The 25,804-nt window shown below is 54.9% G+C and carries 23 protein-coding genes; 11 read left to right on the top strand and 12 right to left on the bottom strand.

What is annotated here, in order from left to right; translation table 11 throughout:
- The first annotated feature begins 145 nt into the window (after nt 1-145).
- From glmM to KK078_RS26030, 4 genes are all read left to right on the top strand, one after another.
- Complete coding sequence (gene glmM, locus KK078_RS26045) at nt 146-1,528, top strand: phosphoglucosamine mutase (protein ID WP_254093273.1); 1,383 nt, start codon at nt 146-148, stop codon at nt 1,526-1,528.
- A gap of 66 nt (nt 1,529-1,594) precedes the next feature.
- Nucleotides 1,595-2,734, top strand: a complete 1,140-nt coding sequence (locus tag KK078_RS26040) for a cysteine desulfurase family protein (protein WP_254093272.1) — start codon at nt 1,595-1,597, stop codon at nt 2,732-2,734.
- Between the two features lie 37 nt (nt 2,735-2,771).
- Complete coding sequence (locus tag KK078_RS26035) at nt 2,772-3,716, top strand: beta-propeller fold lactonase family protein (RefSeq protein ID WP_254093271.1); 945 nt, start codon at nt 2,772-2,774, stop codon at nt 3,714-3,716.
- Nucleotides 3,717-4,007: 291 nt separating this feature from the next.
- The gene (locus KK078_RS26030) at nt 4,008-4,451 is read left to right on the top strand and encodes a cold-shock protein (protein ID WP_254093270.1); all 444 of its coding nucleotides are present in this window, start codon (nt 4,008-4,010) and stop codon (nt 4,449-4,451) included.
- 4 nt (nt 4,452-4,455) lie between these two features.
- On the opposite strand, the gene KK078_RS26025 is transcribed toward KK078_RS26030, so the two are convergent.
- Together KK078_RS26025 and KK078_RS26020 are read right to left on the bottom strand one after the other, a co-directional pair.
- Nucleotides 4,456-6,243 carry a MutS-related protein gene (locus tag KK078_RS26025; protein ID WP_254093269.1) on the bottom strand — a complete coding sequence of 596 codons (1,788 nt, stop codon included), beginning with the start codon at nt 6,241-6,243 and terminating at the stop codon, nt 4,456-4,458.
- Between the two features lie 12 nt (nt 6,244-6,255).
- Entirely contained in the window at nt 6,256-6,738 is a 483-nt protein-coding gene (locus tag KK078_RS26020) for a GAF domain-containing protein (protein ID WP_254093268.1), read from the bottom strand.
- 26 nt (nt 6,739-6,764) lie between these two features.
- On the opposite strand from KK078_RS26020, the gene KK078_RS26015 reads away from it, so the two are divergent.
- Nucleotides 6,765-7,475: a CTP synthase C-terminal region-related (seleno)protein gene (locus tag KK078_RS26015; RefSeq protein WP_254093267.1), complete on the top strand. Its 711-nt coding sequence runs from the start codon at nt 6,765-6,767 to the stop codon at nt 7,473-7,475.
- On the opposite strand, the gene ribD is transcribed toward KK078_RS26015, so the two are convergent.
- A complete protein-coding gene (gene ribD / locus KK078_RS26010; protein WP_254093266.1) occupies nt 7,456-8,502 on the bottom strand; it encodes a bifunctional diaminohydroxyphosphoribosylaminopyrimidine deaminase/5-amino-6-(5-phosphoribosylamino)uracil reductase RibD in 1,047 nt (348 codons plus the stop codon). The genes KK078_RS26015 and ribD overlap by 20 nt on opposite strands.
- A gap of 46 nt (nt 8,503-8,548) precedes the next feature.
- On the opposite strand from ribD, the gene prmC reads away from it, so the two are divergent.
- A complete protein-coding gene (gene prmC, locus KK078_RS26005; protein ID WP_254093265.1) occupies nt 8,549-9,388 on the top strand; it encodes a peptide chain release factor N(5)-glutamine methyltransferase in 840 nt (279 codons plus the stop codon).
- 8 nt (nt 9,389-9,396) lie between these two features.
- Here prmC and KK078_RS26000 read toward each other — a convergent pair whose 3' ends face one another.
- Genes KK078_RS26000 through KK078_RS25965 form a run of 8 tightly spaced genes read right to left on the bottom strand, consistent with a single transcriptional unit; the run spans nt 9,397 to nt 14,936 of the window.
- Nucleotides 9,397-9,750 carry a 2Fe-2S iron-sulfur cluster-binding family protein gene (locus KK078_RS26000; protein ID WP_254093264.1) on the bottom strand — a complete coding sequence of 118 codons (354 nt, stop codon included), beginning with the start codon at nt 9,748-9,750 and terminating at the stop codon, nt 9,397-9,399.
- Nucleotides 9,751-9,759: 9 nt separating this feature from the next.
- Entirely contained in the window at nt 9,760-10,494 is a 735-nt protein-coding gene (gene ric, locus KK078_RS25995; protein WP_254093263.1) for an iron-sulfur cluster repair di-iron protein, read from the bottom strand.
- A gap of 36 nt (nt 10,495-10,530) precedes the next feature.
- On the bottom strand, nt 10,531-10,935 hold the full coding sequence (locus tag KK078_RS25990) for a group III truncated hemoglobin (protein WP_254093262.1): 405 nt from the start codon (nt 10,933-10,935) through the stop codon (nt 10,531-10,533).
- Between the two features lie 22 nt (nt 10,936-10,957).
- Nucleotides 10,958-11,365: a cytochrome C gene (locus tag KK078_RS25985; RefSeq protein WP_254093261.1), complete on the bottom strand. Its 408-nt coding sequence runs from the start codon at nt 11,363-11,365 to the stop codon at nt 10,958-10,960.
- Nucleotides 11,362-11,628: a hypothetical protein gene (locus KK078_RS25980; protein ID WP_254093260.1), complete on the bottom strand. Its 267-nt coding sequence runs from the start codon at nt 11,626-11,628 to the stop codon at nt 11,362-11,364. The genes KK078_RS25985 and KK078_RS25980 overlap by 4 nt, the downstream gene beginning before the upstream one ends.
- A 4-nt stretch (nt 11,629-11,632) precedes the next feature.
- Nucleotides 11,633-12,661: a cytochrome c gene (locus tag KK078_RS25975; RefSeq protein WP_254093259.1), complete on the bottom strand. Its 1,029-nt coding sequence runs from the start codon at nt 12,659-12,661 to the stop codon at nt 11,633-11,635.
- A gap of 12 nt (nt 12,662-12,673) precedes the next feature.
- Complete coding sequence (locus tag KK078_RS25970; protein ID WP_254093258.1) at nt 12,674-14,455, bottom strand: cbb3-type cytochrome c oxidase subunit I; 1,782 nt, start codon at nt 14,453-14,455, stop codon at nt 12,674-12,676.
- Nucleotides 14,456-14,501: 46 nt separating this feature from the next.
- Nucleotides 14,502-14,936, bottom strand: coding sequence for an RrF2 family transcriptional regulator (locus KK078_RS25965; protein ID WP_254093257.1), 435 nt, complete (start codon nt 14,934-14,936; stop codon nt 14,502-14,504).
- Between the two features lie 158 nt (nt 14,937-15,094).
- Here KK078_RS25965 and KK078_RS25960 point away from each other — a divergent pair, with 158 nt between their 5' ends.
- The gene (locus KK078_RS25960) at nt 15,095-15,871 is read left to right on the top strand and encodes a Rossmann-like and DUF2520 domain-containing protein (RefSeq protein WP_254093256.1); all 777 of its coding nucleotides are present in this window, start codon (nt 15,095-15,097) and stop codon (nt 15,869-15,871) included.
- A 120-nt stretch (nt 15,872-15,991) separates the two neighbouring features.
- Here the strand turns inward: KK078_RS25960 and KK078_RS25955 are convergent, their stop codons facing one another.
- The gene (locus tag KK078_RS25955; RefSeq protein WP_254093255.1) at nt 15,992-17,779 is read right to left on the bottom strand and encodes a M2 family metallopeptidase; all 1,788 of its coding nucleotides are present in this window, start codon (nt 17,777-17,779) and stop codon (nt 15,992-15,994) included.
- A 472-nt stretch (nt 17,780-18,251) separates the two neighbouring features.
- On the opposite strand from KK078_RS25955, the gene KK078_RS25950 reads away from it, so the two are divergent.
- The 4 genes from KK078_RS25950 to KK078_RS25935 all read left to right on the top strand — a co-directional run bounded on the left by KK078_RS25950 (nt 18,252) and on the right by KK078_RS25935 (nt 25,710).
- Nucleotides 18,252-19,532, top strand: coding sequence for a sensor histidine kinase (locus KK078_RS25950; protein ID WP_254093254.1), 1,281 nt, complete (start codon nt 18,252-18,254; stop codon nt 19,530-19,532).
- Nucleotides 19,533-19,660: 128 nt separating this feature from the next.
- Entirely contained in the window at nt 19,661-21,199 is a 1,539-nt protein-coding gene (locus tag KK078_RS25945) for a glycine--tRNA ligase (protein ID WP_254093253.1), read from the top strand.
- 162 nt (nt 21,200-21,361) lie between these two features.
- The gene (locus KK078_RS25940; RefSeq protein WP_254093252.1) at nt 21,362-22,687 is read left to right on the top strand and encodes a deoxyguanosinetriphosphate triphosphohydrolase; all 1,326 of its coding nucleotides are present in this window, start codon (nt 21,362-21,364) and stop codon (nt 22,685-22,687) included.
- Nucleotides 22,688-23,247: 560 nt separating this feature from the next.
- Nucleotides 23,248-25,710, top strand: a complete 2,463-nt coding sequence (locus KK078_RS25935) for an efflux RND transporter permease subunit (protein ID WP_254093251.1) — start codon at nt 23,248-23,250, stop codon at nt 25,708-25,710.
- The last annotated feature ends 94 nt before the right edge of the window (nt 25,711-25,804 follow it).

Genomic DNA, 25,804 nt, shown 5'->3' with positions numbered 1-25,804 from the left:
TCCCCCAACAGTCACAAAATATAGTACGGCTGGCAGAGAAGGTAACACGCGGGGTCTGGTTGATGCAATGCCCTTGCTTAAAATGATGCTTTATACCGCCGATTTTCTACTATTTTTGCCGTCCGCTTTAAAACCAATCGAACACGTGACGCTAATAAAATCAATTTCGGGTATCCGGGGTACCATCGGTGGCAAGACCGGTGACAACCTGACACCGGTAGATGTTGTAAAGTTCGCGGCTGCCTATGGCACCGTACTGAAGAAAAAAAAGACAGCCACGCCCAAGGTCGTGATCGGCCGCGATGCGCGCCCCTCGGGCGAGATGGTGAGCTCGCTGGTAACGGCTACGCTGCAAGGGTTAGGTATAGACGTGGTGGACCTGGGATTGTCTACCACACCCACCGTCGAAATGGCGGTGCCGTGGGAGAACGCTGCCGGCGGCATCATCCTTACCGCCAGCCACAATCCTGTACAGTGGAACGCGCTGAAGCTGCTCAATGAAAAAGGCGAGTTTATCTCGGCCCAGGACGGCGAGGAAGTGCTGAAGATCGCCGAAGCCGAAGGTTTCGACTTCGCCGCCGTGACCAAGCTCGGCAGCTATGTCAGGAAAGAAGAATATCTAAAAAAACATATCGATGCCATCCTGGCCTTGCCGTTGGTAGACGCCGAGGCGGTAGCCAACAAAGGGTATCGCGTGGTGGTGGATGCCGTGTGCTCTACCGGCGGTACCTCGGTGCCCATGTTGCTCAAGGCGATGGGCGTGACGGTAAAAGAACTGCACTGCGAGCCGACGGGTCACTTTCCGCACAACCCCGAGCCGCTGCCCGAGCACCTGACGGACATCATCCGCGAGATCAAAAAGGGCAAGTATGACCTGGGCATTGTAGTCGACCCCGACGTTGACCGCCTGGCCCTGGTGGGTGAAGACGGTACACCGTTTGGCGAAGAGTACACGCTGGTAGCGGTGGCAGACTATGTATTGAGCATGAAAAAAGGCAATACGGTGTCTAACCTGTCCTCTACGCGTGCACTGCGCGATGTAACAGAGAAGGCAGGCGGCCAATACTCGGCCGCCGCAGTGGGCGAAGTGAACGTGGTGACGATGATGAAAGACGTGCACGCGGTGATCGGTGGCGAGGGTAACGGCGGTGTGATCTACCCCGACCTGCACTACGGCCGCGATGCGCTGGTGGGCATTGCCCTGTTCCTGACGCACCTGGCCAAGTCTGATACGACGGTATCACGCCTGCGGGCAAAGTACCCGTCTTATATAATCTCTAAGAATAAGATCGAGCTGACCCCGGGCATTGACGTAGACAAGGTGTTGGAAGAAGTACAGAAGAAGTACAAAAATCAGCCTATTAATACGGTAGACGGAGTGAAGATTGAGTTCGACAAGGAATGGGTGCACCTGCGGAAATCGAATACGGAGCCCATTATCCGCATTTATGCCGAATCGGACCTGGAGGCGAAAGCTGACAATCTGGCGCGTAAGATCATTTCCGACATAAAGGAAATCATCAGCTAAAAAATACTACGGCATTTCCCCAATGCGCCTTACCTTTGGGGTCGACTCATTAACATTTAGCTACCCATGCGCATTTACCTGGACAATGCTGCCACCACCCCGCTCGATCCGGCGGTTTTTGAGGCTATGAAGCCTTTTATGCTGGAAGATTTCGGAAATCCGTCATCGACCCATGCCCACGGACGCAAGGTGCGGGCAGCCATTGAATCCGCCCGGAAAAAAATTGCCGAACTATTAAACTGTACGCCCGGTGAGATCATCTTTACTTCGGGCGGTACGGAAGCGGACAATTCGATCCTGGCCAGCGGCCTGCAGACCTACGGCGTGCAGACCATTATATCGTCGCCCATCGAGCACCACGCGGTGGAGCACACGTTGCAGATCCTGGCCGCGCAGCGCAAGATCACCTTGCGCATGGTGACCCTGGACGACAAGGGCCATGTGGACATGAGCCACCTGGAGGCCCTGCTACAAGAAAACCCGCGGGCGCTGGTGTCGCTGATGCACGCCAACAACGAGGTGGGCAACCTGCTGGACATCGACCGGGTAGGGCAGTTGTGCGACCAGTACGGCGCGTACTTCCACTCCGACACGGTGCAGACCGTAGGCCACTACCGCCACAACCTCGGCGCGCTGAAGGTGCACGGTATCGCGGCGGCGGCGCACAAATTCCACGGGCCCAAGGGTGTGGGCTTTATGTTTATCCGAAAGGACAAAAAGATCCAGCCGTTCATGCACGGCGGTGCCCAGGAGCGCAACATGCGCGGCGGTACCGAGAACGTGTACGGCATTGTGGGCCTGGCGAAAGCATTGGAAATCGCTTACCGCGATATGGATGACCATAAAAAACACATCGAGCAATTAAAGATCAGCATGATCGGACAGCTGAAGGAACAGATCCCGGGTGTGACCTTCCACGGTGACTCCGACAACCTGAACCGCAGCCTGTACACCGTGCTGAACGTCAGCCTGCCCGAGTCGGAAGAGAACGACATGATGTTGTTCAACCTCGACCTGCAGGGCATCTCGGCGTCGGGCGGCAGTGCCTGCTCGAGCGGGGCCACGACAGGCTCGCACGTGCTCGGTGCATTGTATCCCGACTCCAAACGCGGTGCGATACGTTTTTCCTTCGGCAAATACAACACGCAGGAGGATGTAGACGTTGCCGTTAAGAAGCTGGCCGAGCTGGTAAAAGTACCGGCGTAACCACACCCATAACCCGAATATTCCCTAGTTGAACTTCATGAGCTTTACCCGATCGTTTTCTTCTGCTGCTGTTCTGGCGCTGGTCATATTGCTGGCGTCGTGCGCGGACACCAATACGGACCCGACATTTCCCAAGGCTACACACCTGTACTTTACCGATTACTCGGGCCGGCAGGTGGGCGTGGTAGACCTGAACAACATTGGGACCTACACCACCCTGTATGATGCCGGCGACGGCCTCGACACGCTGGCCGGTCTGACGATCGATTTTACCAACGGCCACATCTACACCGTAGAAGAGACCAACAACCGCGTTTTGCGTCTGAATGTTGACGGTTCGGGTAGTCCCACCGTACTCTACGACGAGGAGGACAGCGTCAATATGCCGACGGCCATTGCCATCGACTTACAAAACAGCGTGCTGTATTGGGCCAACTCGGGTACCGGTCAGTTAAAAAGCGGTCCGATCGCCGGGGGCGACGCTTCGGGCTCGATGTACAGCTACCGCCAGTACATCGACTACTGCTACGGCCTCGTGATCGACACCCGCAACCAATTGTTGTATTTCTCAGACCTGGGCGACCAGGCTTCCATCTGGGCGGCGCGCACGGACGGCACCGGCACACGGGGTGTCCTCTTTGGCAGCAGCGTCCTCAGCCTTCAGAATCCGTCGGCGCTGTACTACGATCAGCCGTCGGGCTCTTTGTTCTGGGCCGACGAGGGATTGCAAAAAATTATCCAGGGCACCATCAATGGCGGCACGGCCGTGCTGTACGATCGCGAAGACGGCATTACCCGCCCCGACGCAATCGCGGTAGACCGTGGCAACAGCCTGATCTATTGGTCGGAAACCTTCACGGACCCTGATACAGGTTCAAAAACACATCAGATCAAACGTGCAGCCCTGGACGGCAGCGGCACACCCGAAGTGGTGGTAGACGGTGTCGAGTCCTATGGCATGGTACTGCGTTTTGCGAACTGATACGTCGCGGCCGGGCGGTCTGCAGACCGCGTGGGGCAGCAGTTCAAACGATTATTCCCATATTTCCAGGTAACTGTTTCGGAACGGCTAAAATTAAAGTAGTCGTAACACGACTATTGTCGTTGTTATGATGTATTCCGTTCCAGGAAATCGTATCTTTACAAAGCTTCCCAGGCTCAAGTCAACAGGAACGTTTTGACGCGGTGGACTGTCTTTTTCGCTCGCGCAACTTTCCGCCGATAAACGTTGTTGGCTATGGAGTACAGAGGTATTTAACCCTAAAAGCAGCCTATGGCAGAAACATTCAGTAAAAGAGAAAACGAAAAAAAGAAAGAACAAAAGAAAAAAGAGAAGGAACAACGAAAGGCCGACCGCAAGGCAAATGCAAAAAGCGGTCAATCGTTGGACGACATGATGGCGTATGTGGATGAAAATGGCAACATCACATCAGAACCGCCTGATCCGACCCGGAAGAAAACCGTCATTAACGAAAACGACATTGTCATCGGTTCCCGAAATATCGGTGGGCAGGAGGCACCCGCTGCCCGTAAAGGACGCGTTTCGTATTTCAACACGTCAAAAGGGTACGGGTTTATTAAAGACCTGATGACGCAGGAAAGCATCTTCGTACACGCCAACTCACTGACAACGCCTATTAAAGAAGGTGATATGGTGTCGTTCGAAACGGAGAACAGTGCAAAGGGCCTGAACGCCGTTCAGGTTAAAAAGATCTAACCGGTCAGTTGGGGATAATCCCCATTTTCTTCATTAAGAATGTGGCGTTCATTTTCTGCGCCAGTCCCGGCTTGAGTTTATAATCGAACGAAAGCTGGTCATTCTCGATAGTAGCTTCAAAGCAATAGCTTTTCACCTGCTCAGGATACTCCTGCTCAAGCTCGCCCAGCGCCAGGTCGTGTGTAGCGATCAGCGCCAGGCAGGGATGGGGCAGTAGTTGTTTTACCAGGGCGATAGAGCCTGCTTGTTTGTCTGTCGAGTTTGTGCCTTTTAAGATCTCGTCCAGCAGAATCAACAGCGGGCGATCCTGCCGCAATTCATCCATAATCGTCTTGAGCCGGTTCAGCTCGGCATAAAAATAGGACTGATGGTCCTTTAACGAGTCGGCCGTACGCATGCCGGTGCGCAGGCCGATGACGGGACAGCGAAATTCCGCGGCACACACCGGGGCGCCGTTCAGCGCCAGGACCAGGTTGATGCCGATCGTGCGCAGGAATGTGCTCTTGCCCGCCATGTTTGCCCCCGTAATCACCAACACAGATTGTTTTGCTCCCACCGCGAGGTCGTTGTCTACGCGCTCGTGGGCACTGATCAACGGGTGCCCGAGGGCCATCACTTCTATGGCCAGTTTTTCCTGGATTGTAGCATAACGGAATGCCGGGTGATTAAAGGCAAAGGTGCCGAGGCTGCAGAGCACTTCCATCTCGCGAATGGCCTCCAGCCAGGGAATGAGCTGGTCGGCGTGCTGCGCTTTCCATTGCTCCAGATTATAGACACACCGCAGGTCGTACAGGAACAAGCTGTTCATGACGAGGCTGGTCATGGCGTTGAGCCGTGCGTCGAGCGCGCTGACACGCGCCGCGAGTGTGCGTACATGTATATCGGCTTCGTGTGCCTGGCGTGTGAGCTGTTGCAGTAAGGGAGCGTCGAAGCGCTCGCGCTGCATCTCATGTAACAATCGCGCGTATTTGCGGAGGATGTTTTTCTTGCGGCTTATATAGTCATGAAAAGCATTGATCTTTCGGATGTGAAAGCCCAGGAAGGCCCATTGCGATAACGCAAACAAAATTGCCCACGGCTTAGCCTGTGCCAGAAAGAACGAGGCGATCACCAGCAGTACCGTGACGACGGGCATGATGACGAGGCCGTAGCGATAAACGACTTTGCCATATAAGAACGCCGGTTGCTTTAGCCAGGCTTCCAGCTGCTCCCGGTCGCCGGCCTTTTCGTCGGCGCTCATGCCGGCCGCCTGAAAGTGCTGGCGAAAGTCGGTCGCCCCCGCAAGGGCCTGTACCGCCTGCTGATAGGCCTCGATGTCTCGTGCCGAGGATAACGGATGGGCCAGCCGGTAGGCAAATTTTTTCTTACCACTCAGAGTGTTACACCGATTGACGGCCTGGAATAACGAGCCTTCGCCAAAGACGTCCAGGTCGTGGGTATAGGGATGGTGCGGGTCTGTGAACTCGATACCTGACGGAAATGCCGAATGATCGCCGGCGAGTGACTTGCGTTCGCCTTCGTTCAGGCGTACCAGGTTTTCCAGGTGGACACGCTGGTCGAACAGTTGCGCGTGATATTTAACGAGCGCGATGAACGCGGCCAACAACGCCAGGGCACCGTAGAGGTATAGATCTTCTTTTGCCAGGCCGATATACAGCACGATCAGAAACAACACGGCGGTGGCCAGGCGTATGTTTGAGACGTTGTTAATCTTCTTGCGAAGCGTTGCCAGCGCAGCGGCAAATGCAGCGTGTCGCCGGGCATAAAAGGTATCGAGGTCGGCAGAGGTCATGCGGGCAGCGATTTATAAGATGCCTTCGATGATGCGCATGATCTTTTCCAGGTACTGCTGGTCGATGGCATCGAAGTCGCCGAGCTTGTCGCTGTCGACATCCAGCACCAGCGCTACTTCGTTATTCTGAAAGGCCGGTAATACGATTTCCGATCGTGATGCCGAGCTGCACGCGATGTGCCCCGGAAAGGCATCGACGTCGGGAACGAGAATGGTTTTTTGTTCTTTCCAGGAGGTGCCGCATACGCCCTTGCCAAAGTCGATGCGGGTGCAGGCGATCGGTCCCTGGAAGGGGCCTAGCACCAATTGATTTTGTTTGACGAGGTAAAAGCCTACCCAAAAGAATTCCATCGACTGCCGCAGGGCCGCGGTGATGTTGGAAAGGTTGGCGATCAGGTCGGGCTCGCCCGTGACCAGCGCTTCAATTTGGGGAACCAGTGTTTTATACCGTTCTTCTTTGTCGGTAGAGGTTGAAATGATAAGCTCTTCTGCCATACCCGCTAAACTATTAATTTCCCCCCATGAAACCCATCCATATTGCCCTGATCGGCGACTTTAACGAAAAAAAGCATACCCATCTGGCGTTGAATACATGTGTCGAACATTGCCAAGGAAAATTACACTTTCCTGTAAAAACCAGCTGGATCCCCACCACGGCCATTCCGGACCCCGCGGAGTTATTGCGGGACTATAACGGCCTGTGGATCACCCCGGGGTCGCCATATGTAAACGACGAGGCCGTCTACGACGTCATTCGCTGGGCGCGTGAAAGCAATTTTCCCTTGCTGGGCACGTGTGGTGGTTTTCAATACATGGTGGTGGAGTATGCGCGGAATGTGCTCGGAATCACAGACGCGGCACATGAAGAGAGCGATCCCGGCATGGAGCAGCTGGTCATCGCTAAACTGAGCTGCTCGCTGAAAGGGCAGCAAGAGGAGGTCAGAATCACGGACAAACAATCCTGGTTATACCGGGTGTTGCAACGGGAGGTGATCACCGGTTATTTTAATTGCGCTTATGGTGTGAACCCGGCCTATACCGACCGGCTGCACCAGCATCCTTTTGTGTTCACAGCATTTTCGGAAAATGGTGCTGTGCGGGGCTTGGAACTGAAAGACCATCGTTTTTTTGAAGGCACATTGTTCCAACCGCCGCTGGAGTCTACGCCGGAGGCCCCCAATCCGCTCATCATGAATTTCTTTGAACACTGCGCTACACCGGTAGTGGCCTGAACCGCTGCAGCAGGTCGGTAGCGACCCATATTTGTTCGGTGAGTGTACCGTGTAACACGGGAGCGCTGACCCCTTTGCCAAAATGCTGGGGAGAGGTGAATACCCGGGCCTCGTCCCACAGTCCGCGTTCTATAAATAGCTGAAGCGTTGTGGTGCCGCCCTCCACCACTACCGACTGGATCTTTTGCCGGTGCAGGTCGTGCAGCAGGTTCAGGAGCAGATCGTCCTCATCCAACCGGACGAACGTGATGTTAGGACGCTCTTCGTGTTTCAGGACGTTGTAACACAGGGTACGTTGTGTGCCGTCGAACAGGTGCAGATTACCGGGTAATCGCAGGTAACGGTCTATGACCACGCGTACGGGATTGCGTCCGGTCCAGTCGCGTACGTTCAACTGCGGGTTGTCATGCGCGGCGGTGCGGCCGCCTACCATAAAGGCATCTTCTTCGGTTCGCCAGCGGTGCACCAGTTGCCGCGCGTATACATTGCTGATCCACTTGGAGTCATGATTCTGCCGGGCGATAAATCCGTCGGCGGTCTGGGCCCACTTGAGTATGATATACGGCCGGCCCTTTTCCATGGCAGTAAAGAAGCGTTGGTTGAGCAGCCGTCCTTCTTTTTCGAGTATACCGGTGATGACTTCGATGCCGGCTGCGCGTAATTTCTTAATGCCGTTGCCGGCCACCAGTGGGTTTGAGTCGAGGTTGGCGACCACGACCCTGGCAGGACGGTGTTCTACGAGCATGTCGGCACACGGTGGTGTCTTGCCAAAATGCGAGCAGGGCTCCAGGTTGACGTATACTGTGCTGCCGGCCACCAGGCCTTTGTCCGTCAGGTTTTGCACGGCGTCAACTTCGGCATGCGGACCGCCGTAGCGATGATGCCACCCTTCACTGATGATCTGATTGTCGCGTACGATCACACACCCTACCAGCGGGTTGGGGCTTACGTGGCCGCGACCCAGTGTGGCGAGCTCCAGCGCGCGGCGCATAAAAAACTCATCGTGCGAGTGATCGTGCTTTTCCATTGATTATACTTGCAAAGATTGCCAGCCCATGACGAATTCCAAAACAATGCTTCACGATTTCGTGCGCCGCATCACGTTGCGCGACGACCCGGATGAGATCCAGGGCATTGCCTACCAGGTGTTTGAACACTTGTTCCACCTCTCGCGCACGCACGTGCTCATGGGCAAAGAAATATCCCTTACCGCTGCCGAAGAAGACCGGTTGGAAGAAATCGCGACGCGCATCAACCGCCACGAGCCGGTGCAATATGTGTTAGGAGAAGCGTATTTTTTCGGGCGCAAGTTTATGGTGAACAAAGCGGTATTGATTCCACGTCCCGAGACCGAAGAATTGGTGCAGGCAGTATTACATCACCCGCTGCCCGGTGGACCGGATGCACGCTCCATCCTGGACATCGGTACGGGGAGCGGCTGCATTGCCACGACCCTGGCGTTAGCGTTACGCCCGGTAAAAGCCTATGCTACCGACGTCAGCCCGGCAGCGCTTCAGGTCGCTGCGCAAAACGCCAATGCCTTGCAGGCGCCGGTATCGTTCCTGCCGCACGATATCCTGGCAGAACCATTGCCCTTTACAAACCTGAGCGCCGTTGTCAGCAACCCGCCCTATATCACGGAACGCGAGCAGGCCTCCATGCAAGCCAACGTGCTGGACCATGAGCCACACCTGGCGCTGTTCGTACCCGATGACGACCCCTTATTGTTTTATCGCGCCATTGCTACCCGGGCATTCCCGGCTTTATTATCAAAGGGCCTCCTGGCCGTGGAGATCAATGCGCAGTATGCGACCGATGTCGAGCGTGCTTTTGGTATAGCCGGCTTTATCGATATGAAGACGGTGCGGGACATACCCGGCAAAGACCGGATCGTGATGGCGGTGAAGCCCTGAGCGAAGTATCAATATAGTCCGGGCTCCTCGTCCTGCATGATCTCTACCCGCAGTGCGTGGAGGCGTTCGTCAATCGGCATGTGGCATGACAGCCGGCTGGTAGGCAGTACGCCCGTCATTTTACCCAGTGTGTTAGGTTCGTTGCCGGAGCGTATCAGCAGTGTCTCTTCGGCATCTTCCGGCAGGCGTACGTGGCAGGTGCCGCAACGGCCGATGCCCTTGCAATCGCCGAAGTTTACCACGTAGAGCTTATCGTAGATCAGCGCCATCAAGCTGCGGTATTCGTGGGTATAGGTACGAAGGACGTGTTCGCGTCCTTCGTACAGTACCGTTACAGTGATATTAGCTCGATGTATCGACATGGTTATGGATCAGGCGGAGCGAGGCCCGTTCAGCGCTTCTTCGAGTTGAACGGCCTTGGCGAACAGAATGTTGTTTTCCAGGTGGATGTGCAGGTGCATATCCTTTTCATAATCTTTTAACATTTTATAGGTAACGGTGTAGGTAGAGCAGGCATCAGCCGGCGGGGTGTAGTCGTTGCTGAGGGCGGCCATCTTCTGAAGTTGCTGGCCTTCGTCCAGGTGGTCGGCTTCCATGGCATGGATGGGGGTGCTGACGCTGCCAAAGATCGATGACGTTACGGGCTCGTGGGTTTCACCCGCTTTTACGAGGCGTTTGATATACGGGAACAACATGAGCTCTTCTTTCTTCATGTGTACCGCCAGCGCACCCGACGTTTCTTTGAAGATGCGGTTGATCTCATATAGCTCCGGGTGACGGTTGCCGTGCACGGCGCAGATCTTGTCGAGGTAACCCTGGATGATGGGTGTCTTCTCTTCCACGTAGTGGTGGTGACGTTGGTAAATATAATCGGCGAGTAAGTCGAGGGGCCAGGCGTCGAAGTTTACGCTGTCGCCGCCGTCGGTTTCGAGGGCTTGCAGGGCGACGAGCACCTCGGTGGGGTCGTGTTGACTGTTGCGGCAGGCTTCTTCCAATGTCTGGCTGCCCATGCAGCAAAAGTCCAATCCGAATTTTTCAAACACTTCGGCGGCGCGGTATTGTTTTTTGACGATCTCACCCAGGGTGAGGGTTGTTAGCGTTTCCATGTGGCTGGTGGTTTAAATTCGTATGTTATTTCTTTCTCACGGTGCTTTGCGGATCGGCGGCAGGTCGTGCAGGGTCTTCTCTTTGCCCGCGTGGATGCGGCCGTAAAAGGTATGGGCCATGATCATGGCGCGGCGCTTGGCCTCGTCGGCAATCACGCCCTGGAACCGGTCGTCAACGGTAGCGTAGAATAAGTTGATCCATTGTTCGAAGTGTTCCGCCTCTAATGGAAGTGCAGCGTGCCTGGCAAAAGGATTTCCTACATACCCACGCACGCCAAACAGCGCTGCATTCCAAAAGCGGTACATGATCTCGAGGTGTGGCTGCCAGTCGTGTATACGTGCATGAAAGACTGGCCCCAGCAACGAGTCTACCCGTACTTTGTCATAAAAGGCGTCGACGAGATCTTTTATGTCGTCTATATTCTCAATGTCTTTCTTCATGGTTTTGCAATTGTGGTAGCAGCTATAAGGTGACTTGTAGCGAAGTGATAAAATAATACGCGGCCCAGCCGGCAAAGAGTACGATGGCGGCCCAGATCCACGCGGGCGCGCTGCGGGGCGTTTCACTGCCCTCGATGAGGAACTTGTGCTGATCGCCTTTGCCGTAGGCGTTGATCATGAGCGGCAGCACACCGTCTACGACGTCATGTGCCTTGAGGCCTTCAATGCTAATGGCAGGACCGTTGCGGACGGTGAAGGGTATTGTGCGGATACCTTCTTTACCCGATGGGTCCTGGCCCACGATCCTGAGTACATGCTCGCCGTCTACCAGCTGGCGCGTGTCTAGCTCAAAATGAATGGGCGTGTAAAAGTCGCCCAGGGGAGCGGTGTCGTCGTCGAGGAAGAGACGTACTTTGCTTTTCTCGCTCATACGGTGTCGTGTGTTAAGATACTATGCTTGATATGGTCTGCTTGTTGCTCGCCAGGTTTGATCAGCCACTTGACGGAGTAAAAGAGCGTGACGAGTACTACGGCCGCGATCGCGACGACGATGACATAGTCCCAGTTGCTTTGTGGCCCGGCGCCGTGCGTAATGCCGCGCAGCACCTTGGGTTGTTGTTTCTTACACACGTCGCAGGCGAACGAGGCGCTGTACAGCGCGACGGCGATCGGCGTGATGATGATCTTCTTCATGTTCTTATGGATTATTCTTTTTTGATTCCAGCATGGCGATGATATCTTTTACTTCCGCCACCGATACTTCGCGCGCCTGGTTGCCCCAGCTGGTGCGCTCGTGGTGGATGATGGCCGCGATCTCTTCGGGCTTCAGGTGATTGATGGTGCCGATGGCGGGCATCTCTCCATATTCTTCGCGGGCATTATAGCCGTGCAGGATGATGTCGATCAATACCTCCGGGTCGTCGTCCTGCACGATGGCGCTTCCCTTCAGCGGCGGGAACGCACCTTTGAGACCCGCGCCTGTGGCCTGGTGGCAGGCCTGGCAGTTCGCGGCATAGAGGGCGGCTCCGTCTGCTATCGCTTCCGTAGCGGCGGCATCGGCTGATACATTGGCCGGTGCAGCAGCGGGAGCTTGCGATCTATACAGGAAGGCGGGCGCTGCCGTGCCGTCGGGCAGCGGTGCCTGTTGCAGCGATTGCAAGTAGGCAACCAGCTGCAGCGCTTCGCGCGTGGCCACGACCGTACCGTGTTGGTCGCGCATAAACTCCGCAGGTACATTTACCACCTTGTCACCTTCTTCAATATCCTCCTTGATCTGAAACATCCACGGGTATGCGGGCATCACCGATTCTTCTACGACCGCGCGCGGGTTGTAGAGGTGTAACAAGTGCCACTCGAGGCTGGGCAGGCGGGTGCCGATGTTGGTCAGGTCGGGACCCGTGCGTTCGGTGCCCATGAGAGTGGCGGTGTTCATCCACCAATGCATGCGTGTGTTGTGCGCGTAATCGGCGGCAACGTTGGGACGTGAACCCCAGACGTTGTCCATGGCAACGTTGCGCACCTGTTGGGAGTGACAGGCCACACAGCCGTTGGCAATAAAGACATGCTTGCCGGCCAGCGCGTCGTCGCTTAAGGGCTCGGTTCCCGGCAGCGGCGCGTTGTTCTCCTGGTTATATAATGCCGGCAGGATTGCGACGACCAGGGACAGGCCCGTAAAGAACAGAAAGGCTGTGGTATATAAGTATGTGTGATTGCGGAAGAGTTTCATATCGATAAAAGATTAAGCCAGAACTTCGCGTATAGGGGTTGCTGCGGGCCGGGCGGCGCGTACGCCAACCACCATGCGATAAAAATTATAGGCAAAGAGGATATGTGACAGCCACATGAGCGAGCCGCCAATGGCGCGCCACAACCAATACGGAGCCATGAGCACGACGCTTTCGATAAAGGGTTTACCTTCCATCCACATCAGGCCGCGCAGCGTACCACCGATCATGAGCGGGATGGTATAAAACATCAGTCCCAGGAATGCCAGCCAGAAGTGTGCGCCTACCAGCCACTGCGGCGGCTCGTGGCCGGTGAGGCGTGGCACCAGCGCATAGATGCTGGCCCACAGTAAAAAGGCAATGATGCCGTACATGGTCAGGTGCGAATGGGCTACCGTAAAGTCGGTAAAGTGCCACAGCAGGTTGGTGAACCGGAAGGCCTCGGCGGTTCCCTGAAAGGAGCCGGTGAAGTAAAAGATGATGCCTGTTACATAAAACGGCAGCGTATAGCTGCTGGCAATCTTGTTCCAGCCACCTTTTAGGGTCATGAGGAAGTTGGTCGTGCCGGCAATGACCGGTATCAGCATGCCCATGCTGCCGACGATGGCCACGGTTTGCAACCACCAGGGTATCGAGCTGAACACAAAGTGATGCGTGCCGATGAGGGTATAGAACAGGATCTGCGCCCAGAATGCCAGGATGCCCAGGCTATAGGAGTATATCGGTTTGTTCAGCTGCTGCGGCAGGAAGTAATATACCAGTCCCAGGTTGAAGAGCATGAACCACATGCCCACGCCCTGGTGCATATAATATCCTTGTACGATCGTTTCACCCAGGCCGTTTTGCCACGTGGGCCAGTATGCAATGACGCTGATGACGAGGGTAAAGATGATGGCGGACAGGATGTACCAGTTGGAGATGTATATCTCTGTTGTGGTGCGTCGTGCGACGGTGCGCAGGAAATTGATAAGAGTAATGATCAGGCCCAGGCCGAAGAGGGCCATGACGGGCCACACATATTCGCGGTATTCGCCACCGGCGTTGTTGATGCCATTCATCAGACACAGGCTGCCGAGCACGACGGCCGTGTTGATGAGGATGAGCGTCTGCCAGCCCTGGCGCAGGCTTGCGATCGTGGTATTGCTCACTTTGGGCACGACGTAATATGCCAGGCCGAGCATGGCGAGCGAAGACCAGCCCCAGAACACCGCGTTGGTGTGTACGGGCCGCAGGCGGCCGAAGCTGAGCCACGGCACGGTGTCGGCATCGGGCGATACGAGTTTGATGCCGAGGTATTCGCCTACCGTCGTGCCGAGGACGAGCCAGAACGTAGCGGTGCCCAGGTACCACAGGATGAGGTGTGTGAGCTTGGGATCGATCGCCGGTCTGGCCTGTGCTTTTTTCTTTTCGGCTACAAACGGTATCGCGTGATCGTTGCTGGCGTGTTGAATGATGCCCCGGCTGTCGTCTGGCGCGTACTGGCCGGCCAGTTCACGGCCGCTGAGCTGGTACGGCACGGCAGGGTTACGCTGCGGGTGGGGGAAGTCGATGGCTTCGGTCTGCACCGCGGGTTGCTGCTGCCATTTCAGACGAAGCAACGTGCGGCGTACCTGCAGTACCATAAAGATAAACGCGGCCAACAGCGGGACCAGGATCAGCACCAGTGTAATGAGTATGCCGGGCTGTGTCAGCAGGGGAGCATTTTGTTCAGCCGCGGTTTGTGCATAGCCTGCCCGTGGCCATGCGGTGACCATCGGCAAAACGAAGCAGGTGAGAAGCGATCGTACAAGATTCATAACCGTATATATTAAGACTCTTTTGTCCTTTATTAGTGTAAATTTTTTAGATCCGTTTCAGGTGCAGAACTCCCTTTTCCAGGAGCTCATTGAACTCGCCCACCTGGGTAGTTTCTAAAAGTGATCGGATCTTGTTGCGGATGAGCTTGAACTCATCGTGTATGGGGCAGGGTTTCTTTTCGTTGCATTCGGTCAGGCCGAGGCCGCAACCCGTAAAGAGATGGTCGCCATCAATGGCGCGCACTACCTGGGCCAATGTTATTTTCGAGGCTTGTGTGTCCATATAAAAGCCCCCATGCGGACCTTTGACGGATTGTACCAGGCCCTGCCGGCTAAGCGCCTGCATGATCTTGGCCATGAATGCCTCGGGCGAGTCGATACCCTGGGCAATGTCTTTCAACCCGACGCGCTCTCCTTGCCGCGATCGTTGGGCGATGTAGATCATCGCGCGTATGCCGTATTCACAAGCCTTTGAGAACATGCCGTTAAGTGGTTGTTATGACGTTGAACGGGGCAAAGATACAACGGGTTGATGAATAAAGGATATTTTTGTCTTTTTTATTGTCTGTTGGCTGTTCCGTCAGCGGGATGCGGTTTTTTCCGGAAAAAGGGCATTTTTACAATCGAAAAGAAACAAGTATGCAGGTATCGATCATCGGTTCGGGCAACCTGGCGTGGCATTTGGCGCCGGCCCTGGACAATACGGACTTTGCTGTACGCGAGGTGTACAGCCGAAATCCCGCGCATGCCGCCGCCCTGGTGGAGAAACTCTACGAGGGCGAGGTGAAGGCGTCGCTGGACTTTTCCACCAGCGCTTCGCGCATTTTTATCCTGGCGGTGACAGACGATGTCATTGAAGACATTGTGCAAGAGATCATCCTGCCGACCGATGCCATCCTGGTGCATACGTCGGGTAGCCGGCCGCTGAACGTGTTGGGGTATGCGGCCACGCCGAACATTGGTGTGTTTTATCCGCTGCAGACGTTTAGCAAATCCAAGAAGGTAGATTTTAAGGAGATACCGCTCTTTATCGAAAGCGATAATAAGGAGACGGAAAAGGTCTTGCTGAAGATGGCCAGGGCGCTGGGGCGCGATGCGGTGAAGATCACGTCGCACGACCGGAAAGCATTGCATGTGGCGGCTGTGTTTGCGTCGAACTTTACGAATCACATGTTGCTGCTGGCGCAGGAGATTATGAAAGATAATAGTCTCAGCTTTGATTGGCTGAAGCCGCTCATTGCCGAGACTATTAATAAAAGCTTAAGCATCGGACCGGAGAATGCACAGACCGGGCCGGCTAAGCGTGGGGATTTTGAGATACTCGATAACCATATGCTCTTTTTGCAATCTGATCCTTCAGTGGCGGAGGTGTATAAGCTCGTGAGCCAGCATATTGTGGATCGGTATCATAGTTAGGCATGCTCCACGGCGGTCGGGAGACCTCCATCCGCCAGCCGGTGGATACCAGTCTCCGCCCCGAGGCGGGGGCGAAGACCGGCGCCAGCATTCAGGTTCGTGCGACGCTATGACGGTCCCCTAGAGCTGCTCGGGTAGGGTATATTTGCGGCCCTGGTTTTCTTTTTTGAGCCATTGCATGAGAGGCTCGAAGTAGCGTACCATGGCGGTTGCGTTCATGTCTTCGCCGGTGGCTTCTTTGAGCACGTCGCGCCAGTTTCTGGAGGCGCCGGGGGCCATGATCTTCTTCAGGAACTCGCCGGTCTCTTTGTTGCCAAAGTAGTTGGTGGCGCGGGCATCCTGGTGCAGGATCTTTTCGGCGATGTGCTGGTGCAGCTGGAATAAGATGACATATGACAGCGCATAGTCGTAATACTGTGCGGCGTCATCGTTGATGTGCGTCTTGGTGGCGGCGTCGCAGTATATTTCGTCGCGGTCGGACGGCGGCACGATGCCCTGGTATTGTTTGGTCAGCTCCCACCACTTTTTGTTGAACTCGCTTTCGGACAGGTTGTCGGCGTAGAGCGCTTTTTCAAACTCGCTCATGGTGCCGGCGGCGAACGGTATGAAGACGGCAAAGTTGAGCGCTTCCTTTAATAAGATTTGAATGGAGTCGGTTTTTGTGCCGGGGGCGATCAGTCCGCGGCCGATGAGGTACGGCTTCTGCATGGCGGCCATGCCCATCATGCTGCCGATCGCTTCGTGAAAGGCGCGGTTGGCCCCTTCGCGCAGCAGCGGTGGCACCTGGGGTGTTGTATAGCTTTGGTAGTAATAAATGTGTCCCAGTTCGTGGTTGGATGTCTCGAACCACTCGGCGTTGGTCTCGATGCTCATCAGGCTGCGGAGGTCGTTCTGCAGGTCGACATGCCAGGCAGACGCGTGGTTGTTTTTCTTGACGACAGAGTCGGGCGGATAGGGGTATAAGCTCGACCTTTCCCAGAACGACGCCGGTAGTGCTTCAAAGCCCAGGCTCTTATAGAATGCTTCCCCTTCCTGCACGATCCACTGTGGTGTTTTGGCGGCCAGTACGCTGTCTACGTTCAGGCCCTTGACGTCCAGCATGGCGCTCCAGTCCTGGCCCCAGCGGTTGGGCAGCCAGTGCGCGGGCAGGTAGTCGGGTACTTCTTTGGCGCCATACTTTTTGGCCAGGGTATACCGGGCGTAGGTATGCAGCTCGCGGAACAGCGGGCGCAGCTCCTGGTTGAGGCGCTTCATGAGCTCCATCATTTCGGGGGTGGTAAGTCCATAGTCCGATACCTGGTAGGAAAAGAAGTCGGGATACTTCAGGGCCTGCACGGTTTCGTTGCGCAACCGGCGCAGGTTTACCAGGCCGGGCTTTAGTGCTTTGCCTACTTCCTTGCTGGCGCTCCAGGCGGCCAGTCGTTTTTGCTCATTGTTTTCCGTCTTGAGGATGTTGTCGATGTCGTTCGTCGACACGGGCTTACCGTCCAGGGTATACGCAAAGCCGAAGAGCTTTTCGGTCTGGGCCACCGAGGCGCGGATCTTTTCTTTTACCAGGGCGCTTACCGTCTGCGGATCGCTGCCGGCCTTATAGAGTATAATTTCCAGCTGACGTACCTGCAAAGGGGAAAGTTTGTCTTTCTGTGCCAGGAATTTTTGAGCCTGTTCGATGTTCTCTACGCTGCCGGTAAAGGCGGCCAGGGCTTCGTCGGCCACGCGCGAGTTGTAGGCGTTGACCGTATCGCCTTCTTTGATGTCGATGTTGGTTTTCCAGGCGGCCTGGGACGACGCGGTATAGCGGTCCACATAGGTTTTGGTATACTGATCGATGAACTTTTGGGCGTCTTGTTGCGGATTGGAACAGGCACCCCATAAAACGATGGCCAGCAGAGGTAAATACCGTCTCATACACGTAATTGGGTTTGGTGATCGGTGAAGGTATATAAAAAGTGACGGCTTGGGCAAGGGGACCGGGGCGTCGGGGTCCACAAATGTAGAAATTGCCGAGGGTGAAGGGTGTGTCTCAACGAGAGGGGACAACGCAAACTTCGCAACCATCGTATAGGTTGTGCATTTTTTTTGAAATAGTGCTTTTGGTGCCAGGAAACGAGCTATATGCCGGCAGAAATTACGGTTGGTGTGTAACCGTGTGTGCAGGGTCCCTCCCGGGGTTATCGGCCGATCGACGGGATTACTGCCCGCATTATCCCTGAATAACTATAGGTTGTCCGTTTTACCTTGATCGCTTTGTTGAGGTGCATTTTTCCCAAACTGTGAATTTCCACAAAAAAACTTGCATGGCTACCAGCCACCCACGAAAGCTAAAATCTACCCGGAGCGATCCGCCTACTTTTGCCCAGAGGCAAATATTACTGTGGGTATGTCGCTGAAGAAGAGAGTACGGAACATTATCATCGGGGAGGACCGGTACATCGAGTCGTGGGGAGAGTATAAGCAAGTTATGCTGTCGGGTCACTTCGCGCTGATCGGGATCTTGTTGTGCCTGGTGTATATGTTGTTCGACTTTTCGTCCGGCAACTACGTGTCGATCCCCGTGTTTGTGACGGCGATATTTTTCCTGGCGCTCTCCATTTTTATACATCGCCAGGGCGACCATGGGCTGGCCAACTACTTCATGCTGCCCACGATCAACATTACAGTCTACCTTTTTGCCGCCAGCGAATCGCCCAACACCGGGGCGTTTATGTTTTTTATCGTGGTGGCCGTCGCTGCCTTTGCGGTCTTTAACTACAAAGAGCGTCTCGTCTCGATCCTGTTTGCTGTTTTCACCTATATACTTTTTGCGCTGGCATATTTCATCGACTTCAGCATCATGCCGAAGCGTGAGTACACCGAAGAGATGCTGCTCTTTCATGTGGTGGTGAATTTCACGGTTGCATTGCCGGCCACGACCATGGGCGTCTACCTGCTCATCAGCCTGAATCACTACAACGCCATCCAGCTGGTGCAAAGCAACGAGATGCTGACCAAGACCAACTCCGAGCTGGACCGTTTTGTATACAGCACGTCACACGACCTGCGTGCGCCGCTCAGCTCGGTGCTGGGGTTGATCAACATCGCCGACCGCACCGAAAACCTACAAGATGTCAAACGGTACCTGTCCATGATGAAGGACCGTGTGCACTCACTGGACAAGTTCATCCGCGATATTACGGACTACTCCCGCAACAACCGGCTGGAGATTGTGCGCGAGAAGGTCAACCTGTCGGAGATGGCACACGAGATCTGGGACAGCCTGAAGTTCGCCCCGGAAGCGGAGCGTATTCACTTCCAGGTGGAGATCCCCAAAGACGCCGTGGTGGAGTCGGACAAGAACCGTCTGCGCGTGATCATGGGCAACCTGATCTCCAACGCCATACGGTATCACGACCTGGCCAAAGCCGAGCGGTTCATCAAGCTGCAACACCAGATGAACGGCAAGGTGTTCTACCTGCGCGTGGAAGATAACGGCCAGGGCATTGCACCGGAATATCACAGCCGGATTTACGACATGTTCTATCGCGGCAACGAGCAGTCCAAGGGCTCGGGTCTCGGGTTGTATATTGTAAAGGAGGCCCTGGTGAAGCTGTCGGGTTCGATCCACCTGGAATCGGCGCCGGGCAAGGGGTCGATCTTTACCGTAAAATTGCCGAAGCGTTAACATCATCTTGCTTTTTCGGGAAAACCGGCTCCTAACGACCGGAAGGATTCCTTTTTCAGACCGGGCTTTTAACAAATTCCCACGGCCTGTGCGCCGCAGACTGTGGACTAATATTATCTTTGCCCGCTATGGCGAATGAAGACAACCTTTTCAAGAACGTGATTGCCCATGCCAAGGAGTATGGGTTTATTTTTCCATCCAGTGAAATTTATGACGGGCTTAGCGCCGTATACGACTATGGTCAGAACGGTGCCGAGCTGAAGAATAATATCAAGGAATATTGGTGGAAATTCATGACGTTGCTGCACGATAACATCGTGGGCATTGACGCTGCCATCTTCATGCACCCTACTACCTGGAAGGCCTCCGGCCACGTCGATGCCTTTAACGACCCGATGATCGACAACCGCGACTCGAAGAAGCGCTACCGCGCCGACCAATTGATCGAAGGGGTGATCGAAAAGCTGGAAGAGAAGATCGAGAAGGAAGTTGAAAAGGCCGCCAAGCGCTTCGAGAATTTTGACCGGGCGATGTTTGTGACGACAAACGCCCGCGTGGTAGAATATCAGAAAAAGATCGACGAGATCAACGCCCGTTTGAAAGATGCGATGGGCAACGGCGATATGGCTGCCATGAAGCAGCTGATCGACGATCTGGAAATCACCGATCCTATTTCGGGCACCCGGAACTGGACGGATGTGCGCCAGTTCAACCTGATGTTCTCGACCGAGATCGGCTCCCTGGCCGATGACGCCAACAAGATTTACCTGCGTCCCGAAACGGCGCAAGGTATTTTTGTCAACTTTCTGAACGTACAGAAGACGGGCCGCATGAAGATACCTTTTGGTATTGCCCAGATCGGTAAGGCCTTCCGCAACGAGATCGTTGCCCGCCAGTTCATTTTCCGTATGCGCGAGTTCGAGCAAATGGAAATGCAATTCTTTGTGAAGCCGGGCGAAGAAATGAAGTGGTACGAGTACTGGAAGGCTAAGCGGATGAAGTGGCACCAGACCCTGGGCCTGGGCAGCGACAACTACCGCTACCACGACCACCTCAACCTGGCACACTATGCCAACGCGGCGTGCGACATTCAGTTCAACTTTCCGATGGGCTTTCGCGAGCTGGAGGGTATACACTCCCGCACGGACTTTGATTTGAAGGCACACGAAAAATACTCGGGCAAAAAGCTGCAATACTTCGACACGGAAGATAACCAAAGCTATATCCCCTACGTGGTAGAGACCTCGGTGGGTCTTGACCGGATGTTCCTGTCGGTACTTTCCAAGTCGTATGTGGAAGAGAAGCTGGAAGACGGTAGCGAACGGGTGGTATTGCGCATACCCGCGCCGCTGGCCCCGCACAAGGTGGCCATCCTGCCGTTGACGAAGAAGGACGGTCTGCCCGAAAAGGCCGAGGCGATCATGAACGACCTGAAATACGACCTGCGTTGCTTCTACGAAGAAAAGGATGCGATCGGCAAGCGCTACAGAAGACAAGACGCGATCGGTACGCCGTATTGTGTCACGGTCGATCACCAGACGCTGGAAGACGACACCGTTACGATCCGCGACCGCGACTCGATGAAACAAGAGCGTGTGAAGATCGCCGACGTGAAGGCCAAGCTGATCGACGCTTGCTCGATCAATAACCTGCTGCGGAAGATCTGATCCGTTTACGAACAAATGAATATCAATCGGCGCCCGGCTCTCCCGGGCGCTTTTTTTGTGTCCTGGCAGCTTCTGTGCCTGGCCGGGGCACGTCAAAGACCGGCTGGGTTTTGTGCTGACGGCAGAAAACAATTAATCTTGCAGCAAAATTTACCTACACCTATGGAGTGGAAGCAGCTTTTTTCGCCGCAACGAGCCGGGCAGTCGCCGGTGGTGGCGTCGGAACAATCGCGCAGTGCCTTTGAACAGGACTACGACCGGATCATTTTCTCACAACCCTTCCGGCGGCTGCAGGACAAAACCCAGGTACATCCGCTGCCGGAATATGACTTTGTTCACACGCGCCTGACGCACTCGCTGGAAGTGTCCAGCGTAGGGCGCTCGCTGGGCAAGCGGGTGGGCGAGGACCTGTTAAAGCGCCACCCCGAGCTGGCCAAAGAGTTTTCGCTGTATGACCTGGGCAGCATTGTGGCGGCGGCGTCACTGGCCCACGACCTGGGCAACCCGCCGTTTGGCCACGCCGGCGAAGATGCTATCTCCGACTTTTTCCTTTGTCACGCGCAGGGCCAACAGTTTAAGGTGCATGTAACGGAAGCCGAGTGGTGCGACCTGACGAAGTTCGAAGGCAACGCGCAGGGCTTTCGGATTCTCAACAAAAATCAATACGGGCTCAAGCTGACCTATGCCACGCTGGGAGCTTTTACCAAATATCCGTGTCCCGCGCTGTTTCCGGGCCGCGACAAGAGCAAACGCAGCCAGAAGAAATTCGGCTTCTTCCAATCGGAGAAGGATATCTTTCACGCGGTGGCCGGGCAACTGGGGCTGGTCGCTACCAGCGACATCAGCTGGAACCGCCACCCACTGGCCTTCCTGGTAGAGGCTGCCGACGACATTTGTTACAGCATTATCGACCTGGAAGACGGCTGCAGCCTGGGGCTGGTGGGGTATGACGAAGCGCGCGCGTTGTTTGAAAACGTGCTGACAAAAAATAAGTCCAAGCTCGGCAAGCTTGACGAGATCAACGGCCAGCAGGAAAAGATTGGCTACCTGCGCGCCCTGGCCATCGGCGACCTGATGGGTGAGTGTGCCACGCTGTTCCTGGAGCATGAGCAGGAGATCCTGCACGGTAGCTTTGATACGGCGCTGGTGGATAAATGTCCGTCGTACCAGGCTTTGGAGGAGATCATCAAGGTGTCGGTCGAGAAGATCTACCGTGCACGCAAGGTAGTGGAGATCGAGGCGGCCGGGCACGAGGTGCTGCCGGGGCTGCTGGAGGAGTTTTCGAAGGCGGGGATGTATTTGATGGAGGGGAGGAAGTCGCGGAAGTATGAGAATTTGCAGAAGCTATTCCCGGCGGAGATCGAGGTGGCTATACGCACGGAGAAAAATGTATATAACATGCTGCGGCTCGTCATCGACTTTGTGTCGGGGTTGACGGATCGGCATGCGTTGTCGTTGTATCGGAGGATCAAAGGCATTTCTTTCTAATCGAAGGATTGCGCCAGTCACGAACGCCCACTGGCGCAAGTTTGAGCGCCGATCCGCCAGCTGGCGGAAGAGGCGCGGAACTTGTGCCTATACGGTAGGCAGTTTGTAACTGCCGTCAGCCGGCCCTTCTGCCAGCCTGTCACAGACTGGCTACCGTATAGGCACAAGAGACGCGCTGCGCGCTAACTCTTGCGCCAGCAAATACAGCCGAGCCCTATCCCTTAAACAAAAAGGCTTCAGCATTCCCGGAATGCTGAAGCCCTTTGAAGATTGGAAAAAGCCTATTATTACTTGCCTGCTTTCTTTTCGCGCTTTTCAGCACGTTTTTCTTTCAGGGTCTTTGCCGGTTTTTTCTTCTCTTCTTTCCGGGCATCTTGTCCTTTTGCCATAGCTATTAATGTTATTTGGTAGTCAAAAATAGTAAAAAAATGCCCACAGTTGTATGGCTGGGGCCTGGTAAATAGCACGTTATGGGCGGCGCGAACGGGTGTATGGAGGGTGCGCCGACTTCCGGCCAAAATTCTTAGCTTTGGCCCCTCGGAATACTGACATAAACAGCTATGTGGAATAGGATTGCCCGGTTTATCATTCAATACAGGTTGCCTTTGATCGTGCTCATCGGTCTGGTGACGGTGGTCATGGGATATTACGCCTCGCGTGTGCAAATGAGTTATGACTTTGCCCGCACGGTACCGCTCTCGGACCCCGACATGATCTACCTCACCAAATTCAAGGAGCAGTTTGGTGAAGATGGTAACATGATCGCCGTGGGGGTAAAAGACAGCAACGTCTATAAACTGAAGAACTTCGAGGCGTTCCGCACGCTTTCTGCCGACATCAAAAAGATCGCCGGTGTGAACGAGGTGCTCAGCCTGCCGGTCATGAAAATGATCGTGAAAGACACCGCGGCGCAGCGGTTCACACTGACGCCGGTATTCCCCGAAAAACTTTCCAGTCAGGCCGAGCTCGATACTGCCCTGATGGTAGCCTACAACCAGAAGGTATATATGGACCGCATCGTCAACACGCACAACGGCGCGGCGATGATGCTGGTGTGGGTGCAAAAGGAGGTCATGAACTCTTCCCGGCGCGAGGCGCTGGCGCAGTCCTTGCAAGAGGCAGGCAAACGCTTTCACGACAACACGGGCATCGAGCTGCATTACGCCGGTCTGCCCTTTATCCGCACGCTCGTGGCCAACGAGGTGAAACGTGAGATGCAATTTTTTCTGTATGCTTCGGCCATCGTGACGGGCCTGATCATGTTCCTGTTCTTCCGGTCGTTCCGCGCGGTGCTGTTCTCGATGATCATCATCGGCATTGTGGTGGTGTGGACGCTGGGTACGCTTTCGTTGTTCGGCTTTAAGATCACCTTGCTTAGTGGTCTTATTCCACCGGTGATCGTGACGATCGGCATCACCAATGCGATCTATCTCTTAAATAAATACCACCTGGAGTTTGCCAGGACCAACAACAAGATCGAGGCGATCGCCACGGTGGTGCAGAAGATGGGCCTGGCTACGTTCCTTACGAATCTTACGGTCGCCATCGGCTTCCTCACGCTGCTGTCGACGGATATTATCATTTTGCGCGAGTTCGGTATCGTGGCGGGTATCAACATCATGGTGTTGTTCCTGGTCAGCCTGGTGATGATCCCGAGTGTGTTCTCGTGGTTGCCGACGCCGTCGGAAAAACATTTGCGCCACCTGAACTTCCGTATGATGGGTGGCTTCCTGAAGGGTATTGATGTAGTCGTACATCGCCGGCGGCCGCTGATCTATATGGTGTCGATGGCGTTTGCGATCTTCTCGGCGTACGGCATGATGCAGCTGCGCTCGGTGTCGTACATGGTGGATGACATTCCGGAGGAGAGCCAGATCAAGAAAGACCTGCATTTCTTCGAGGCGAACTTTACCGGCGTGATGCCGCTGGAGATCGTCGTTGAATTCAAGACAAAGAGACGCCGCCCGGTGCTGGATGTAAAGAACCTGCAGAAGCTGGAGGAGTTTGAAAATTTTCTCGACTCGCTGCCCGAAGTGTCGCGGCCGGTGTCGGTGCTGAGCCTGATCAAGGCTTCCAAGCAAGCGTTCTATAACGGCAACCCAGCACGGTATGCGCTGCCGTCGAAGAGCGAGGGCGCGTTTATTCTACGGTATATGAAAGGCCAGACCGATCCGAGCGCGGGCGGGCAAGGAGGCGGCGATAGCAAGGGGCTGTTCAAGTCGTTTGTAGACTCGACGTTCACCAAGGTGCGGATGTCCAGCCAGATTGCCGACGTGGGTTCTATTCGCATGGACTCGCTGGTGCACGACGTGATCGAACCGCGGATGCGCTCGATCTTTGTCTCGACCGAAAAAGACTCGGTGGTCGCGACTGTGACCGGGTCCACCAAGATCTTTATCAAGGGTAATAAGTTCCTCGTCGACAACCTGCGCGAGAGCCTGCTGCTGGCGTTCATTCTCATCACGCTGTCGATGGCGATCCTGTTTGCCAACGTGCGCATGATCGTGATCTCGCTGGTGCCCAACCTGCTGGCATTGATGATCACGGCGGGCCTGATGGGCTACTTCGATATTCCGCTAAAGGCCAGCACGGCGTTGATCTTCAGCATCACGTTTGGTATTTCGGTCGACAACTCCATTCGTTTCCTGGCGAAGTACCGGCAGGAGATCCTGGCCAATAATTTCTTTATTCCCGTGGCGGTGACAGATGCTATCCTCGAGACCGGTAAGAGCATTATGTATACTTCCATTGTGCTGTTTGCGGGCTTTATCATCTTCACGTTCTCGTCGTTTGGCGGTACCATCGCACTGGGCTTGCTGACGTCGGTGACGCTGATCATCTCGATGTTCACCAACCTGATCCTGCTGCCGGCGCTGATCCTGACGTTTGACAAACCGAAGAAGAAAAAAGGTGAGCACCTGCCGATCGACGACTTCGACTCCAGCTTTTACGGCGAGTCGGAGGATGAGGAGATCGACCTGGACAAGATCCAGATCCACAACCGGCATTCGGCGGCCGAGTAAGCGGAATAAGATGCTGGCGGTGGTGCCCCGGAACCATAGGAAATTTGGTGGGGTGTGCCGTTCTGAGTCACGGAAATCGTAAATAACAAATATC

Origin of the sequence: Dawidia soli, from assembly GCF_018598185.1 — a bacterium.
Lineage (GTDB): Bacteria > Bacteroidota > Bacteroidia > Cytophagales > Cyclobacteriaceae > Ohtaekwangia > Ohtaekwangia soli.
Note: the sequence above shows the minus strand (reverse complement) of the source record. Positions and strands in the feature narration are given on the sequence as shown.

Coding starts and splice junctions, on each gene's coding strand:
- KK078_RS26040 (WP_254093272.1), top strand. CDS start 1,595: ATGCGCATTTACCTGGACAATGCTGCCACCACCCCGCTCGATCCGGCG.
- KK078_RS26035 (WP_254093271.1), top strand. CDS start 2,772: ATGAGCTTTACCCGATCGTTTTCTTCTGCTGCTGTTCTGGCGCTGGTC.
- KK078_RS26030 (WP_254093270.1), top strand. CDS start 4,008: ATGGCAGAAACATTCAGTAAAAGAGAAAACGAAAAAAAGAAAGAACAA.
- KK078_RS26025 (WP_254093269.1), bottom strand. CDS start 6,243: ATGACCTCTGCCGACCTCGATACCTTTTATGCCCGGCGACACGCTGCA.
- KK078_RS26020 (WP_254093268.1), bottom strand. CDS start 6,738: ATGGCAGAAGAGCTTATCATTTCAACCTCTACCGACAAAGAAGAACGG.
- KK078_RS26015 (WP_254093267.1), top strand. CDS start 6,765: ATGAAACCCATCCATATTGCCCTGATCGGCGACTTTAACGAAAAAAAG.
- ribD (WP_254093266.1), bottom strand. CDS start 8,502: ATGGAAAAGCACGATCACTCGCACGATGAGTTTTTTATGCGCCGCGCG.
- prmC (WP_254093265.1), top strand. CDS start 8,549: ATGCTTCACGATTTCGTGCGCCGCATCACGTTGCGCGACGACCCGGAT.
- KK078_RS26000 (WP_254093264.1), bottom strand. CDS start 9,750: ATGTCGATACATCGAGCTAATATCACTGTAACGGTACTGTACGAAGGA.
- ric (WP_254093263.1), bottom strand. CDS start 10,494: ATGGAAACGCTAACAACCCTCACCCTGGGTGAGATCGTCAAAAAACAA.
- KK078_RS25990 (WP_254093262.1), bottom strand. CDS start 10,935: ATGAAGAAAGACATTGAGAATATAGACGACATAAAAGATCTCGTCGAC.
- KK078_RS25985 (WP_254093261.1), bottom strand. CDS start 11,365: ATGAGCGAGAAAAGCAAAGTACGTCTCTTCCTCGACGACGACACCGCT.
- KK078_RS25980 (WP_254093260.1), bottom strand. CDS start 11,628: ATGAAGAAGATCATCATCACGCCGATCGCCGTCGCGCTGTACAGCGCC.
- KK078_RS25975 (WP_254093259.1), bottom strand. CDS start 12,661: ATGAAACTCTTCCGCAATCACACATACTTATATACCACAGCCTTTCTG.
- KK078_RS25970 (WP_254093258.1), bottom strand. CDS start 14,455: ATGAATCTTGTACGATCGCTTCTCACCTGCTTCGTTTTGCCGATGGTC.
- KK078_RS25965 (WP_254093257.1), bottom strand. CDS start 14,936: ATGTTCTCAAAGGCTTGTGAATACGGCATACGCGCGATGATCTACATC.
- KK078_RS25960 (WP_254093256.1), top strand. CDS start 15,095: ATGCAGGTATCGATCATCGGTTCGGGCAACCTGGCGTGGCATTTGGCG.
- KK078_RS25955 (WP_254093255.1), bottom strand. CDS start 17,779: ATGAGACGGTATTTACCTCTGCTGGCCATCGTTTTATGGGGTGCCTGT.
- KK078_RS25950 (WP_254093254.1), top strand. CDS start 18,252: ATGTCGCTGAAGAAGAGAGTACGGAACATTATCATCGGGGAGGACCGG.
- KK078_RS25945 (WP_254093253.1), top strand. CDS start 19,661: ATGGCGAATGAAGACAACCTTTTCAAGAACGTGATTGCCCATGCCAAG.
- KK078_RS25940 (WP_254093252.1), top strand. CDS start 21,362: ATGGAGTGGAAGCAGCTTTTTTCGCCGCAACGAGCCGGGCAGTCGCCG.
- KK078_RS25935 (WP_254093251.1), top strand. CDS start 23,248: ATGTGGAATAGGATTGCCCGGTTTATCATTCAATACAGGTTGCCTTTG.